Genomic DNA, 14,195 nt, shown 5'->3' with positions numbered 1-14,195 from the left:
TCTGTCACGACCATCATCATTGCCTCAGTCGATGCCCCACGACATTGACTCGGACCATCGGATGAACGCCCCTTTGTCGACCTCCGGGCCTGCTCGGTCCAGCCGCGGCGTTGGAATGCGTCGTCTGGAGGACGCGTCGATCGAACAGACGGCCGAGTTCGAGACCTTCATTCGCGAGCTATTACACGATCTGAGAGCTCCGGTCCGCAGTGTTCTAGGCTTTTCCGACGCACTGCTGGCCGATCACGGCAGTTCTCTTAATCCGGCGGCAGCCGATTACGTCACCCGAATGATCGCCGCGGCGGAGCGGATGGAGCGCTCCCTGGCAGCCGTCCGGGAATTTATTGAAGCCGCGCGGATCAATCCGAAGTTAGAGCCGGTCGATTGCGAAACCATCGTTCGGGATGCGGTCTCGCGTTTCTGCGTAGCCGAAGAGGTCGACCCCGATCAGATTGTTATCGAATCCCAATCCGTTGTGGTCATCGCAGACCGCAGAACCCTCTCGGCGGCGCTGCGTCCGCTGCTGCGAAATGCGGTTCATTTCGTTGCGGCGGAGAAAGTCGCGCGAATCCGAATTCATTTTCAGAAACGTGACGATGTCGTCCGAATTTGCGTCGATGACGGCGGAATCGGGATTCCGGATGAAGAAGCGGCCCGCATTTTTGAACCATTCGAACGGCTCCATGGCGAAGAGCATTTTGCCGGTTCAGGACTCGGACTGGCAACCAGCCGCCGCGCGATCGGCCAGCTAGGCGGGGCGGCCGGCTACGAATCGATCTCGGGAGGCAGTCGATTCTGGCTTGAACTCCAGATTGCCGATGGACATGATTTTTCTCGCTCTGAGATGAGATCGACATCGGAATCTGCAACGATCGCTTCCGAAGATGAGTCGGCGGGGTCCACCGCCAACGAGACGGACCGAGGCGTTTGATTTATGCAAGGACCAGCATCGATTTTACTGATCGACGATCAGGACGACGAGGCATTGCTTGTCAGAAGAGCTATTGCCGATACCGGATACACCGGTGAACTGTCCGCCGTGCAATCGGTCATGTCTGCACGCAAATATTTGGAGAGTGATGCCGGGCCATTCATCAAATTGGTCTTGCTCGACCTGAAGTTCCCGGGTCCCTCGGGATTTGATTTTTTGAAGTGGCGCGGAGAGTCCTCGTTTAGCAACCGAATCCCCACCGTTGTACTCTCGAATTCGGACAGTCAAACCGATATCTGCCAAGCATACGATCTCGGGGCGAACTCTTACTTGAACAAGCCCGTTTCATTCACGGAATTCAAAGACCTGATTGCCGCAGCGATCAGCTACTGGATCGACGTGAACGAATTGCCTAATGACAACGGCTTCGGCGAATTATGACTGTGCCCCTACGGCTTCTCTTGATCGACGACGACCGGCACGATCGCGAACTGACGATCCGAGTGCTGCGCGACGAATTCGAGCCGATCGAAATCACCGAAGTCAGCAGCGAGTCGCAATTTAAGGCGGTGCTTCAGGAACTCCACTTCGATGCCGTCATTACCGACTATCAATTACGCTGGAACGATGGCCTCTCCGTGCTTCGAGAAATACTTTCTCGAAAGTCGGACATGCCGGTCGTCATGTTTACCGGATCGGGTACCGAGGCGATTTGTGCGGAGGCCATGAAATCGGGCCTGAGCGATTACATCGTAAAGGACCGTCGGCACTTCGTGCGTTTGCCGGCGGCGATCAATGCCGCGATCCATCGCGTCCATGTCGAAAGAGAGCTTCATAAGAGCCGTCAGCGCTCCAGTGAGCAGGACGAAGAGCTGCGGCAAATCAACGAATCTCTCGAACGACAGGTCGCCGAGAGAACTCGGATCGCCGAAGAACGAGCCACCCAACTGCGGACACTTGCCGGGGAACTGACCCGGGCGGAAGAACGGGAGCGCCGGCGACTGGCTCAAATGCTGCATGATGACCTTCAGCAATTGCTGGTCGGTGCTCGAATTCGTTTGGCGACATTGCCAAATGACCCCAATCCCGAGCAGTTCGGCGCAATTTTGACCGAGATCGATTCGCTGTTGGATGAATCGATCAAGGTCTCTCGCGACTTGACGCTCAAGTTCAGCCCGCCGGTTCTGTACGACGCGGGACTTGGTCCGGCGCTGGAATGGGTCGGCCGGCAAATGGCCAGTAAATATGGCCTGAATGTCACGGTCGACTATGATGATTCAGCGCAACCGACGGCGGAAGACACCTCGGTATTGCTCTATCAGGCCGTCCGCGAATTGCTCTTCAATGTCCGTAAACATTCCGGTGCGGTCGAGGCACGCGTGTCACTTGAGAACGGAAACAACGACCAAACCGTACTGACGGTTCGCGACAGCGGGCGTGGATTCTTAATCGGTGATGAGGCGAAAACCGACGACACGTCCGGCGGCGGGTTTGGCTTATTCAGCATTCGAGAGCGACTGGAGTTGATCGGCGGCCGGATGGAGCTCGAAAGCGAGCCCGATGTCGGCACGACCGTTCGACTCTTCGCACCCAAACAGCCGACCAATGGGCATGCGAGCTTCACCCCGGACGTCGAGGAGAGCCGCGGCATCCCTCAAGCGACCGAGTCGACGCGGAGCGAGACGAAGCCTCAGACCGTCTCCCTGCTCGATACGAGCGAAATTAGGATTCTTCTCGCCGATGACCATCGCGTGATGCGGGCCAGTTTGGCGGGGTTGTTAGAACGTGAGCCGATCTTTGACATCGTTGGAGAGGCGACCGACGGGAAGGAAGCGGTCGAACTCGCCAGGCAAGTCCGGCCCGACGTGGTCGTGATGGATATCTCCATGCCGGAGGTCGACGGAATCGAAGCGACGCGGATCCTCAAGGGCGAACTCCCCGAACTCATTGTCATCGGGCTCTCGATGCACGAAAAAGACGACATGCAGGCTTCCATGCTGGCGGCCGGAGCGACCGACTACGTCACCAAAGACGGCCCCCCCGAGAACCTCACCAATGCGATCAAGTTGGCAGTCGATGGGCGGCGAAGTCAAAATTAATGCGGCACAGTTCGGCCTCAAATTCTTCAAAATTTTATCAGATTTGGAATTTTTTGGATAAGCTCTGCCGCTCTCATTCGAACGGGGGTTCGGTCAGGAAAGCCCCCTATCGTAACAATGACGATCAAGCTGAGGCCGAAGTGAAATCACCCTCAATCGATCCTGTCACTAGCCAATAACGGGCGTTCGCCACCTCACCTAATATGATTCGCTGATAACCGCCTTCGGACTGTTGGGAACTGGGTCCCCAAGTCTGCGGCGTGTTGTGGAGCGACTTGGCACGGATTGTCAGATGCGTGTTCTCGTTGTCGATGACGTGTTCGCAAATCGTTTGCTCGTTGAAACGTTACTCAGCGAACATGCGCACGAAATCACTTGCGCCGATTCCGGCGAGGCGGCACTGGCCGAATTCGAGTCCAAGGAATTTGACGTCGTGCTCCTTGATGTCAATCTTCCTGACATCTCCGGCAGGGACGTCGCCCGAAAGGTGAGGTCAACTTTCGAATCGGAGGGACGACCATGTCCGCGGTTGATCGCCTTTACCGGGACAGTCGAGTTTGACAGCGACCTTCAGCAGGTATTTGAAGCGGTGCTGACGAAGCCGTTCCGCATCGAAGATTTGTTCGCCCTTATCGACGGACGGAACACACAGCCGACTGAACCGGAGGCAACGACAGACGGGCCGGCCGAATTAGAGACGTACGATCCGCACCCCGCGTTGAGCGTGTTCAGCAAACCGGACCGAGCATCTCAATTCGTGGGGTGGTTCATCGAGGATACAGAGAAACTGCTATCCGACTTGCGGTCCGCGATTGCCGCCTCGAACCGCAAGGCGGCCAAGGGCGCCGCACACGCTCTTAAAGGTCTGGGTGCTTCGGCGAAGGCGGAATCAGCCACTGCGATCGCCCGGCAGCTTGAGGTTTGCCTCGACACCGAGGGCGATAATCCGGAAGACTGCGATAAAACGGACCGCCTTTTGCGTGAGGTCATCCGACAGTTTGAGTTCGTCGGGAGCCGCCTGCGTGCCGCTGTCGACCCGGATGTTCGGTCGGCTGGCGACCGGACCGGCTGATCGGCGGTCAATCGCGCGTTCCTTGAAACGGTGTCGAAGCAGAATGACTCGACGATGAGCATTCGCTAAACTGATGCCTCCTGACGAAATTCGGCAGAAGTTGCCCGCGGGTGGGGCGGATGCTCCCCGCGTTCACTGAAAAGATGAAATACCAATGCGGAAACGACGAATCATGATTGTGGACGACCATCCGGTCGTCCGGCAGGGCTTGGCAATTCTGATCAACCAACAGCCCGACCTCGAAGTATGCGCTGAAGCCGCATCCGTCGGTGAGGCGTTCAAACGATACACGGAAGCGGTTCCGGACCTCGCCATTATCGACCTGTCGCTCAAAGACGGCAGCGGCATTGAACTGATTAAAGAGATTCGAGCTCGCAATGATCAGGCCAAAATGCTCGTGACCTCAATGCACGACGAATCACTGTTCGCCGAACGCGTTCTGCGAGCCGGGGCGAAAGGTTATGTGAGCAAGCAGGAGGCAACGTCCGACATTATCGATGCCTGCCGGCAGGTTCTCGACGGCCGCGTCTACCTTAGCTCGACAATGTCCGACCAGATGCTCAATCGGATCGTCTCCGGCAGTGAAAGCGGCAACGAATCGATCGTCGATTCCCTGTCCGATCGCGAGCTCGAAGTTTTTGAAATGATCGGCCGCGGCATCACCACCCGGCAGATCGCGGCGAAGTTGGAACTGAGTCCGAAGACGGTCGAGACGTACCGTGAGAACATCAAAGCCAAACTGAATCTCCCCAACGGCGCCGCTCTCACCCGACATGCCGTTCAATGGCTGCTCGAAAGCACGTGAGCAACGAATAGGGCCGGCTGTGCCCGCCGTGTTTGTGAGTAAGAGCGGCGAACGCTCACACCACGAGCGCACGCATAACACTGTTTGCCGAAATCACCCCAGCAGTCGCGTGTAGGCCGTGCGCGCAATCGTCGGCTCGTCAGTCCCTGAAACGATCGCACGCCCGTCGCGGAAGAGCGTGACCACAACCGTCGGATCGCCCGGCGCGGCCCGCAGGAAGTGGGGGGTCCGCGTGACATCGCAGACGCCTTCGAGCGAACGAGCCAATCGATCAAAGTCGACTTCGGTCACGCTCCCACGGCGAATCTGCACTGCGTTGCGCCCGCAAAGAACCGTCGATTCGTTGCTCAATCGACCCGACAGATAATCCCGCCGACCCTGATCGCATGCAGGGCAGTCGGAGGGTTGGGTCTTCGCGATCTGAACGCTGTGGAATCGCGGCTGCCAAGTATCGATCACGCTCAGCATCGCCTGCGTCGGCTCAAGCGTCCCGCACAAAATTTTCAGCGCCGTCGCCGCGGCAAGTGAGGCAATTGCTCCCACGGCTGGGCCGATCACCCCGACGGAGTCACAGGTTTCGCCTTCCGACGCCGAAGAGTCATCGGGCACCAGACACCTCAGACATTGTGTCTCGCCGGGAACGATCGGCATCGTCTGCCCTCCCGCTCCCAGCACCGCCGCGTGGACCCAGGGGATCTGTTCTTCGAGCGCGAGGTCGTTGATCAGCAGCCGGGTCTCGAAATTATCGGTGCCATCGAGAATCAAGTCGGCACCGGCCACGAGTTCTCGGACATTTCCGGAGGTAAGATCGGCAACGATCGGTTCGATTACGACCTCGCTGTTGATTGCCGCCAGCCGCTCCGACGCCGCGATCGCCTTGGGGCGTCCTTCGTGAGCATCGCGCTCGTCAAACAACACCTGCCGCTGCAAGTTGGACAACTCGACGATATCGCGATCGATGATCCGCAATTCGCCGACGCCGGCCCGGACCATCGATTCGGCCAGCACCGTCCCCAGCGCACCACACCCGCATAGGGTGACGGACGAGTTCTTGATTCGCTCCTGACCGGTTTCGCCGATCCCTTCAAAGCGAATCTGTTTGGCATACCGCGACTCCATCTCCGTCCTCCGTATTCGTCTCTCACACAAACCGCCGACGCATCACAAACAGAACGGAACGCATGTTCCCCAACGGCATTCAAACGGAAAGAGTATCCGCGTCGGTCATGAATCGTTCGATCAAGAAACTCACACAGGGAATGTAGCCGTGTCGGTCATGAACTCCAAAGAAGCCAAGGTCCTGCTGCCACGTACCGGCCCCGATCATTTCTGGAAGACGATCCAACAGCACTACGCGGGGGAGGATGAGCTGACCTGGAAGCGACTCGCGATGGTCGCCTTGCGCGAAAACGCCGGCTGGCCGATTGAACTGATCGCCGCCGCCTTCGGTCATCATAAGGGCCACGTCTCCCGCTCCATTGAGGGGACGAAAAAAGAAATCCGAAAACGCTTCCGAGCCGAGCCCGATTTCCTCGGCTGCGATGCGGCTTTCGACGACAACCACGGCTTCAGCGACCCCGATCGACCTCAAAGTTAATCACTCGACCTCGTAAAGCCGCGACTGGCAAGGAGCGGATCACACCAGGGCCGGCAAAAGACATTGCCCGTTTCCTTCCGCGCGCGGCTGCCCCTGTTTAATCAACTTCGGCGGGTGGCCAGAACCATATAGGTCCGGGTCGCGCAGCGACAAGAGGTCTCAGAAGCGTGCTCGCACGACGACCCGGCAACGATCTGCCAACCGCACCCAGAGACCTCTTGCGGCTGACGCCGCCCGGTTCTGTAGGAACCGGGCCACCCGTTCTCTCACCTCTCGCCTCTCACCTCTCACCTCTCCAAACAATGCAACTCGTAGACATCCCGATCGATCAACTCGTCCCCGCCCCTTACAACCCGCGTATCGAACTCAAGCCCGGAATGGCCGAATACGAGCGGCTGAAGCGGTCGTTGACCGAGTTTGAGCTCGTTCAGCCGATCGTATGGAACCGTCGCACCGGCTATGTCGTCGGCGGGCATCAGCGATTGTCAATTTTGAAGGCGCGCGGAGATGCGATCGCGCCGTGCGTGATCGTCGACCTCGATCCTGCTCGCGAAAAAGCACTCAATGTCACGCTCAACAACGAACGCGTCGGCGGCGACTGGGAGCCCGACAAGCTGATTGACGTCTTGGCCGACCTCGAAGAACTGCCCGACTTCGACGCCACGCTCACCGGCTTCAGTGCGGATGAGTTGGACGAATTACTGATGATCCCGCAAACGGACCCGCCGGTCGAGGAGCCTTCGACCGAGAGCGATACCGTCACGGCGGAATTAACCATCCCCATTGAGCGGTGGGAACGGATCCGCCCAGAGATTGACCGAGTCGTGGCAACGCACTCGTTGGAACTCCACGTCCGGATGCCAAATTCGTCCGAGGCATGAAGCGCTTCCTATAGGGCGCGGCTAAACGATCTTAAATCCAAATCACCTCTCACCATGCAAATTAACGTTTCGTATCCGACCTTGCCGAAGGTGCCGTCCTCTCATGCTTCGCTCGTGATGGACCACTTCGGTTTGACCTTTGACACCGCCGAGCATGTCGTCGCAAGGGATTTACACTTGCCGATCGAACCGGGGCAGATCGTCGCCTTCACCGGGCCGAGCGGATCAGGCAAATCGAGCCTATTGCGGACCGCGGCTGCGGAACTGGACGGCGTTATCAATGCGGCGACGATCGAACTGCCCGACACCCTCGTGTGCGATGCACTCGGGCTGCCGTTTGAGAAGGCCGTCGAACTGCTGAGTCTCGTCGGCCTCAGCGAACCGCGGCTGATGCTGCGGACGCCTGCGGAACTGAGCGACGGGCAGCGGTTCCGCTTCCGCATCGCCGCGGCCTTTGCCCAGAAGCCGCAGTGGATCGTGATCGACGAGTTCACCGCCACGCTCGACCGGACGCTGGCAAAGGTGATCGCCTTCAATGTCCGCCGACTGTCAGAGAAACAGGGCATCGGGTTTCTCGTCGCGACCACGCATGAAGACATCGCGGAAGACCTTACGCCTGACCTTCACGTCCGCTGCGACCTCGACGGCGAGCCGGTGATCAGCACAAACTTAGAAACAAATTCAGAACTCATTGCGGCAACGGCCTCGCGACATTCCCGCCCTTCAATTCACGAAGGAGATCGGACGCGGGCCCCCCGTGGAGCAGGATGCTCCAAGCGAATCAGTTTCGCCGACCGCTGCGTGATCACGACCGGATCGCGGCTCGACTGGCCGTATTTCACTCGGTGGCATTATCGCAGCCACAACCTCGGCTCGGTCCGCTTCGTGACGGTGCTGTGGCACGACGACCGACCGATCGGCATCTGCGTTTTCGCCAGCCCGCCCCTTTCACTCGCGCAACGAAACCGCTTCTTCAGGAGGAAGTCGCGATGGTCGCGGCTCGGCCTGCGTGTCCTCAATCGGCAACTCGTCCACCTCTCCCGCGTGGTGCTCCACCCGACATATCGCGGAGCCGGTCTCGCCGCGGCCTTCGTTCGTCAAAGCTGTGAAGCAGTCCCGTTTCCGTGGGTCGAAACACTTGCCGCGATGGGAAACATCAACCCACTGTTCGAAAGAGCCGGCTTCACGCGAGTCGGCTCATCCACAACGACGAACAGCGATCGGCGACGTCACTCCGCAATCTACGGCTCACCGACCAAACGACATGGCCCGGCCTCGAAACAAAAGCGGCTCCTCTCGCAAGAGTCTCACATCAAAAGCCGCTTCGCCGCCCCCGTCTACTACGTGTTCGACAACCGATCCGAATTCGAACGCCGGCGCAGTGCAGGGCGAACAGCCGAATGAATCCCGTTGCCTGACGAGTGATCAACAAACACTTCTGATCGACGTTCTCGCACGAGGCGGCAGCCCGACCGCGGCGTGTTCGCAACTGGGAGTGACGTTCGAGACGTATCTCGCAACGTGGGCCGAAGACGCGGCGTTTCGCGAAAGGCTCGCCGCCGTCACCGCAGCGCTCAGCCAGAACGTCGCCTCGGCCCTCTATCGACAGGCGATGGAGGGGAGCGTCTCGGCTCAGCAGTTCTGGCTGAAGTCGCGACCGCCCCTCGGCTGGATCGACGGCGACCAAGATTCCGAGGGCGGCCTCCCCGATGATTTGAATGCACTCACGAATGACGAACTCGAACGCATCGCCGACTCCCGGTCGGTTGTCATCCCGAGCAAGGGCGAACTCCCGCCGGCGAGAACTGATCGAGAAGATACGGATCAGTGACGAACTGCTCCGCCGACGCTGCGCGGACGATCCTCAATTGTTTCGGCACTGGATTCGTCTCTCACCACATGATCGCAACCCGTTCGGCCGATTGATCGAACCCTGGCAGGAACAGGACTTCGCGGCGTTGGACGCGGCCTGGGTGAATCTGTGTCTGGGAGATTCGTCGGGTGGCCCGGTTCCTACAGAACCCGGCGGCGCAGCCGCAAGAGGTCTCGGTAAATGCTCACGTGAATCGGAACGTTGCCGTACATCGCACGACCCCACTGAGACCTCTTGTCGCTCCGCGACCCGGACGTATAGCGTCCGGGCCACCCCGAATCCCCTTGTTCGCCGAGCGTACCTGGAACGGCCACGCGGGCATGCGAAGACCTCCGACACCGCGCTGTCGATTACGTGGGCACTGCTGTTCGCGGAGCGACCGCTCAATGGGTATGTCGTCGCGGCCGATGTCGAGCAGAGCTCGCTCGTCGTCGAAGCGATCGCCCGTTTGAAGTCAGCGAACCCTACGCTGCTCACCCCGCTGAAGACATTCAAACATGCGGCAGTTAATAAGGAGACCGAGTCGGTCGTACGGGTCGTTTCCTCGCACGTCGCGAGTTCGTGGGGACTGTTGCCCGACTTCGTCATCTGCGATGAGCTATGCCATTGGAAGGGGCCCGATATCTGGGAGTCGGTCTTCAGCTCGGCGGCGAAGCAGCCGGACGGCGTGCTGATCGTGCTTTCCAACGCGGGCGTTGGCCGCGGCTGGGACTGGCAACTCCGCGAATCGGCCCGTAACGATCCCGGCTGGTACTTCTCAACATTTGAAGGCCCACGAGCGGGTTGGCTCCGCGTCAATGACCTTGAGGAACAACGCAGTCTGCTGCCTCCCCCTGTTTACGCCCGACTGTGGGAGAATCGCTGGCAACACGGCGACGGCGAGTTCGTCACAATCGCCGAGGCCGAAGCCTGCCGCGATGAAGGTCTAATTGCGCGGGATTCAGCCGCCGGATCGCACGTCTATTTCGCCGCGGTCGACTACGGCGAAAAGCACGACTTCACCGTCGGCGTTGTTTTGCACGCCGAGGGTGAAACGCTCATCGTCGATCGCATGGACGTTGTCGTCCCCACGCCGAACAATCCGGTGCCGGTGCAGTGGGTCGAAGACTGGATCGAACGCACAGCCGAGCGATTCGGCCGCGTGAAGTTCGTTGTCGACGAGTATCAACTCGCCGGCGTAGTGCAGCGACTTAGCCAGCGGCATGACATCGAACGCTTCGAATTCGCCGCGGGCAGGGGCAATCACGAATTAGCGATGACGTTGCGGCATATGATCGCCGCCCGCCGCATCCGCTGGTACCCCGGCTGCGGACAGCGCGAGGACACCAGTGAGTGCGACGACATCGAAACCGAACTCGCATCACTGCTGCTCAAACAGGCCTCGACCGGCCGCGTCCGCATCGACCACCGCCACGGCTTTCACGACGACCGCGCCTTCGCCCTCGGTGCCGCCGTGCTCGCCGCAACGAAGGCGAACAGCGAAGACAAATCGAGCGTATACGAGATCACGCCGCCAACGTTCGATGGCGGATTTGCGTTGTGAATCAATACAGCCGCGCCCGGCAGGAAGCGGATCAGGGTGGACTCATCCCATGTTCATTGCGTCACAGCGAACCTCACCCGGACCCCTAAACCGCTCCTTACCAGTCGCGGTTATAGGTTCGCTCGCACGTTGCAAAGTTTGATTCGGCGACAGCATCGCTCAAGGGGAGTGATGCAATGCGAGGGCGAGCATCGCACTGCGGGGGCGACACGCACCCCGGCAGCCCAGACACAATGTGCTGCTCCTGACCGCTTCTCGCTCGTCGCTTCTCGGCAGGCACAGCCCGCCCTACGAGAAATTCTGCGCAACCAACTCTTAAGGGGTGAAGGCCGACATCAATGGCCGAGTGAATGATCCGCTTTTAAAGCACGACATGCTCTCCTACCTCCGCGATAAACTCTCCGCTGCGACGCTGCGAGCGCGTTACGAACGTCTCGCCAACGAACGACTGCTGACCCTGCTCGATGAAGGGCAGTCGCAACCGATCGACGACGACCGTGGCTGGCACGCAATCAACGCCACAGGCTCGGCGACGTCCATCGAACGCAGGCAGATTCGCGATGAAGCCCGCCGACTCGTTCGAGAGAATCCGCACGCTAAGAACATCCTGCGACTGCTCGAAATCTACGTCGCCGGGCCGCAGCTTCGGCTGATGCCCGAAGCAATGACTGGCATCGACATTGACGCCGAAGTCATCCGCGCGGCGGATCGACATTGGCAGTCGTTCCTCGCGGCGAACTGCCGGCATTTCTCGTATCGCGAATTCACCCGCCGCGTGTGGCGTGACGGCGAGTGCTTCCTACGCTTGTACGCCGGTTCCGGGTTGGAGTCTGACTTCGGGCCGACAGTGCGATTCGTCGATCCCGAAACAATCGGCGATGTGCCCGGACATCCCCCCTGCGGCGGCATCATCACTTCACCCGACGACATCGAATCGCCGATCGCCTACCTCCGCATCGATGCGACTTCGGGCGAACTGCTCGAAGAGATCGCGGCCGACGAAATCCTGCACTCGCAGATCGGCGTCGACTCGAACGAGCAACGCGGCGTGTCGCTCTTTGCACCGCTGATCGATCCGCTCGATCGTCACGACAAGTGGCTCGACACTGAACTCACCGCCCGCCCATTGCAGTCGTCCATCGTGCTGTGGCGCAAGGTCCACGGCTCACCGGGACAGGTGCGAGATGTTGCTGAAAGTGTGTCCGAATCCGCCACCGGCGGCAGCCGGCGCGAACGGGTTAAGCCGGGCACGATCCTCACCACCTCCCGCGACACGACGCTCGAGTTCCTGCAACCGAAGACTAACTTCGGCGACGCCGTGCCGCTCGGTCGCTCATTGCTGCTCTCAATCGCTGCGGGTGCGGGACTGCCGGAGTTCATGCTGACGAGCGACGCTTCGAACGCCAATTTCTCCAGCACGATGGTCGCCGAAGGCCCCGCAGTAAAGCTGTTCGAAGCGGAGCAACAATTCTTCGCCGGCGAGTTCAATCGACTGTGGCGGTGGGTGCTGCTCGAGGCCGAGCGCCGCGGCGAATTGCCCGATGGGACTTCAACACAACTTCGCCCGAAATGGTCTTTCCCCCAACTCGTCAATCGCGACCGGGCCAAGGACCGCGACATCGACACACGCATGGCCGAAGCCGGCATCCTCAGCCGCGCCGAAGTCGCGAGGCGCGACGGCGTCGATCCCGAAACAATGCGCGAAGAGATGTCGCGAGAAGTGACGAGCGAAGAGTGACAGATGGTTTCCATGAGAATTAATGCAGCCGCGCCCGGAAGGAAGCGGATCAGGGAGGACTCGCCCAATCTTCGTTGCCTTAATTGTTTTCTCAACCCGCGCCCTAATCCGCTCCTTACCAGTCGCGGCTAAATATCTTCGCGCGGGTGCCGGGGACGACACGCACGCCGGCACCCGAAAAAATCTAAGAAATGACGCGTTGTTTAATCTCGCTCGTCGCTTCTCGAACTCACCGGCCGGACTACTCGAATTAAGAATCGGTCAAAAGAAATCCCGCAAACCGCGCAACCAACTTCTTAAAGGTAGAGACCATGAAAAACACCAACCAAATCCAACAGCCGCTTCTCGCTTCTCGTTAGCCGCTTCTCGATATACGTCCCGGCGGGCTCAGCCCGCCCTACGACTCTCGTCCCTCGACTCTGGACTCTGAACTTTCCCAATGGAAACTTTCACCGAGCATGTTACTGATTGGCGGAGCGATGGCCTGCGGGTCGATCGTCGCCGCCGACGCGTGACCGACGTCGCCCTGACCGGCAACCGTTCTCTCAACGGTTACACCTACAATGACGATGCCCTTCGCGAGGCCGTCGAGCTGTACGAGGAGAAGCCGGTTTTCCTCGACCACGCCCAGTCGCCCGGTAACCCACGCCGCCGGAGCACCCGCGACCTGGTCGGACATTTGGAAAACGTTCGCTTCGAAGACGGGCGCCTTCGTGGAGACGTTCACACGCTCGACACCGAGGCGGGCAAGACCTTTCTCGCTCTCGCCGAAAGCGGATCGCCGAATGTCGGCATGAGCCACGTCGTCATCGGCGAACGCACCGCCGACGGCAAAACGATCGCCAGCATCCGCGAAGTCGTCAGCGTCGATGCCGTCACCTTCCCCGCGACGACTTCCACTCTGACGGAACAAACCGATCAGAACGGCGAACATGCCGTTCCCAATCACGTCGCTGCCGGAACCTCCACTCTTTCCTCGCCGGAGGTTTCGATCAGGCCCGGTAGCATCGAGTCTCTTCTCTCTGCGCTCGATGCCGCATTGCCGGGCCTGGCCGGCCGGCTCGACCCGTCCCCCGCCCGCGTCGGTCGAGCCGGCCTTTTTCCTCAGGTTGTTCTTGTCGAAGTGGAAAATGATGAGGGCGAGACGCAGCTCCTACGCGTCACCTGGTCCGTCGGCACGACCGATTCGGAAGACTTCGAAGTCACGCTCGGCGAGCATCGTCCGCACGATGAAGAAGAACCCATCATGCCCGACTGGGCTGCAATTCTTTCCTCCGCGGCTTCGGAACGATCGGAAACCGAGGAGCTGCGCGAAGAACTTCGCCGGCTGCGGGAGCAACTCGACAGCGACCGCGAAGTCGAATTGCTGATTGATCGGTCGGAGCTGCCCGGCAGTGCCGTCACGCCGCTGTTTCGGCGGCAGTTGGTCGAGTCGCGATCGCGCCGCGAACGGCAGGAACTTATCGAGGATCGCCGTCGACTGCTCGAACAAAGCCGTCGTTCTCCGCCACTGAGCCGCTCCCGAACCCCGCCCGATGACCGCGCTGACGACGATGCCGTTGTGCGGGCATTGAAGCGGTGACGCTTAACGAAAGCGCGCTTCCTGTCGGGCGCGGCTAAACGAACCTCTGGTCTCTCATCTCTCAAGCTTAAACC

13 protein-coding genes are annotated in these 14,195 nt (G+C 59.8%); 12 read left to right on the top strand and 1 reads right to left on the bottom strand.

Features of this window, described 5'->3' with window-relative positions; translation table 11 throughout:
* Positions 1–61 precede the first annotated feature (61 nt).
* From Pan189_RS02300 to Pan189_RS02280, 5 genes are all read left to right on the top strand, one after another.
* The gene (locus Pan189_RS02300; RefSeq protein WP_310820974.1) at positions 62–931 is read left to right on the top strand and encodes a sensor histidine kinase; all 870 of its coding nucleotides are present in this window, start codon (positions 62–64) and stop codon (positions 929–931) included.
* Positions 932–934: 3 nt separating this feature from the next.
* Positions 935–1,372 (top strand): response regulator, encoded by a 438-nt coding sequence (locus tag Pan189_RS02295; RefSeq protein ID WP_145362350.1) that lies wholly within the window; start codon positions 935–937, stop codon positions 1,370–1,372.
* Between the two features lie 2 nt (positions 1,373–1,374).
* Positions 1,375–3,030, top strand: a complete 1,656-nt coding sequence (locus Pan189_RS02290) for a response regulator (RefSeq protein WP_310820973.1) — start codon at positions 1,375–1,377, stop codon at positions 3,028–3,030.
* A 292-nt stretch (positions 3,031–3,322) separates the two neighbouring features.
* Positions 3,323–4,102 (top strand): response regulator, encoded by a 780-nt coding sequence (locus Pan189_RS02285; RefSeq protein WP_145362348.1) that lies wholly within the window; start codon positions 3,323–3,325, stop codon positions 4,100–4,102.
* A 154-nt stretch (positions 4,103–4,256) separates the two neighbouring features.
* Positions 4,257–4,907: a response regulator transcription factor gene (locus tag Pan189_RS02280; RefSeq protein WP_145362347.1), complete on the top strand. Its 651-nt coding sequence runs from the start codon at positions 4,257–4,259 to the stop codon at positions 4,905–4,907.
* Between the two features lie 93 nt (positions 4,908–5,000).
* Here Pan189_RS02280 and Pan189_RS02275 read toward each other — a convergent pair whose 3' ends face one another.
* Positions 5,001–6,026 carry a ThiF family adenylyltransferase gene (locus Pan189_RS02275; RefSeq protein ID WP_310820972.1) on the bottom strand — a complete coding sequence of 342 codons (1,026 nt, stop codon included), beginning with the start codon at positions 6,024–6,026 and terminating at the stop codon, positions 5,001–5,003.
* A gap of 148 nt (positions 6,027–6,174) precedes the next feature.
* On the opposite strand from Pan189_RS02275, the gene Pan189_RS02270 reads away from it, so the two are divergent.
* The 7 genes from Pan189_RS02270 (at position 6,175) to Pan189_RS02240 (ending at position 14,121) form a co-directional block, all read left to right on the top strand.
* Positions 6,175–6,504 carry a hypothetical protein gene (locus Pan189_RS02270; protein ID WP_145362346.1) on the top strand — a complete coding sequence of 110 codons (330 nt, stop codon included), beginning with the start codon at positions 6,175–6,177 and terminating at the stop codon, positions 6,502–6,504.
* 302 nt (positions 6,505–6,806) lie between these two features.
* Positions 6,807–7,385: a ParB N-terminal domain-containing protein gene (locus Pan189_RS02265; RefSeq protein ID WP_145362345.1), complete on the top strand. Its 579-nt coding sequence runs from the start codon at positions 6,807–6,809 to the stop codon at positions 7,383–7,385.
* Positions 7,386–7,439: 54 nt separating this feature from the next.
* Positions 7,440–8,789 carry an ATP-binding cassette domain-containing protein gene (locus tag Pan189_RS02260; RefSeq protein ID WP_145362344.1) on the top strand — a complete coding sequence of 450 codons (1,350 nt, stop codon included), beginning with the start codon at positions 7,440–7,442 and terminating at the stop codon, positions 8,787–8,789.
* The gene (locus Pan189_RS02255) at positions 8,767–9,216 is read left to right on the top strand and encodes a hypothetical protein (RefSeq protein ID WP_145362343.1); all 450 of its coding nucleotides are present in this window, start codon (positions 8,767–8,769) and stop codon (positions 9,214–9,216) included. Before Pan189_RS02260 ends, Pan189_RS02255 begins: the two co-directional genes overlap by 23 nt.
* Positions 9,116–10,801 (top strand): terminase large subunit domain-containing protein, encoded by a 1,686-nt coding sequence (locus Pan189_RS02250; protein ID WP_310820971.1) that lies wholly within the window; start codon positions 9,116–9,118, stop codon positions 10,799–10,801. Before Pan189_RS02255 ends, Pan189_RS02250 begins: the two co-directional genes overlap by 101 nt.
* 346 nt (positions 10,802–11,147) lie before the next feature.
* The gene (locus Pan189_RS02245) at positions 11,148–12,539 is read left to right on the top strand and encodes a phage portal protein (protein WP_145362341.1); all 1,392 of its coding nucleotides are present in this window, start codon (positions 11,148–11,150) and stop codon (positions 12,537–12,539) included.
* A 439-nt stretch (positions 12,540–12,978) separates the two neighbouring features.
* Complete coding sequence (locus tag Pan189_RS02240) at positions 12,979–14,121, top strand: hypothetical protein (protein ID WP_145362340.1); 1,143 nt, start codon at positions 12,979–12,981, stop codon at positions 14,119–14,121.
* Positions 14,122–14,195 lie beyond the last annotated feature (74 nt).

It is taken from the genome of Stratiformator vulcanicus, assembly GCF_007744515.1.
Lineage (GTDB): Bacteria > Planctomycetota > Planctomycetia > Planctomycetales > Planctomycetaceae > Stratiformator > Stratiformator vulcanicus.
This window is presented reverse-complemented; position numbering and strand designations above follow the sequence as displayed.

Excerpts from the sequence above, each read along its gene's own strand:
- Pan189_RS02250 (WP_310820971.1), top strand. The coding sequence starts at position 9,116 with ATGACGAACTCGAACGCATCGCCGACTCCCGGTCGGTTGTCATCCCGA.
- Pan189_RS02300 (WP_310820974.1), top strand. The coding sequence starts at position 62 with ATGAACGCCCCTTTGTCGACCTCCGGGCCTGCTCGGTCCAGCCGCGGC.
- Pan189_RS02240 (WP_145362340.1), top strand. The coding sequence starts at position 12,979 with ATGGAAACTTTCACCGAGCATGTTACTGATTGGCGGAGCGATGGCCTG.
- Pan189_RS02280 (WP_145362347.1), top strand. The coding sequence starts at position 4,257 with ATGCGGAAACGACGAATCATGATTGTGGACGACCATCCGGTCGTCCGG.
- Pan189_RS02285 (WP_145362348.1), top strand. The coding sequence starts at position 3,323 with ATGCGTGTTCTCGTTGTCGATGACGTGTTCGCAAATCGTTTGCTCGTT.
- Pan189_RS02265 (WP_145362345.1), top strand. The coding sequence starts at position 6,807 with ATGCAACTCGTAGACATCCCGATCGATCAACTCGTCCCCGCCCCTTAC.
- Pan189_RS02295 (WP_145362350.1), top strand. The coding sequence starts at position 935 with ATGCAAGGACCAGCATCGATTTTACTGATCGACGATCAGGACGACGAG.
- Pan189_RS02260 (WP_145362344.1), top strand. The coding sequence starts at position 7,440 with ATGCAAATTAACGTTTCGTATCCGACCTTGCCGAAGGTGCCGTCCTCT.
- Pan189_RS02275 (WP_310820972.1), bottom strand. The coding sequence starts at position 6,026 with ATGGAGTCGCGGTATGCCAAACAGATTCGCTTTGAAGGGATCGGCGAA.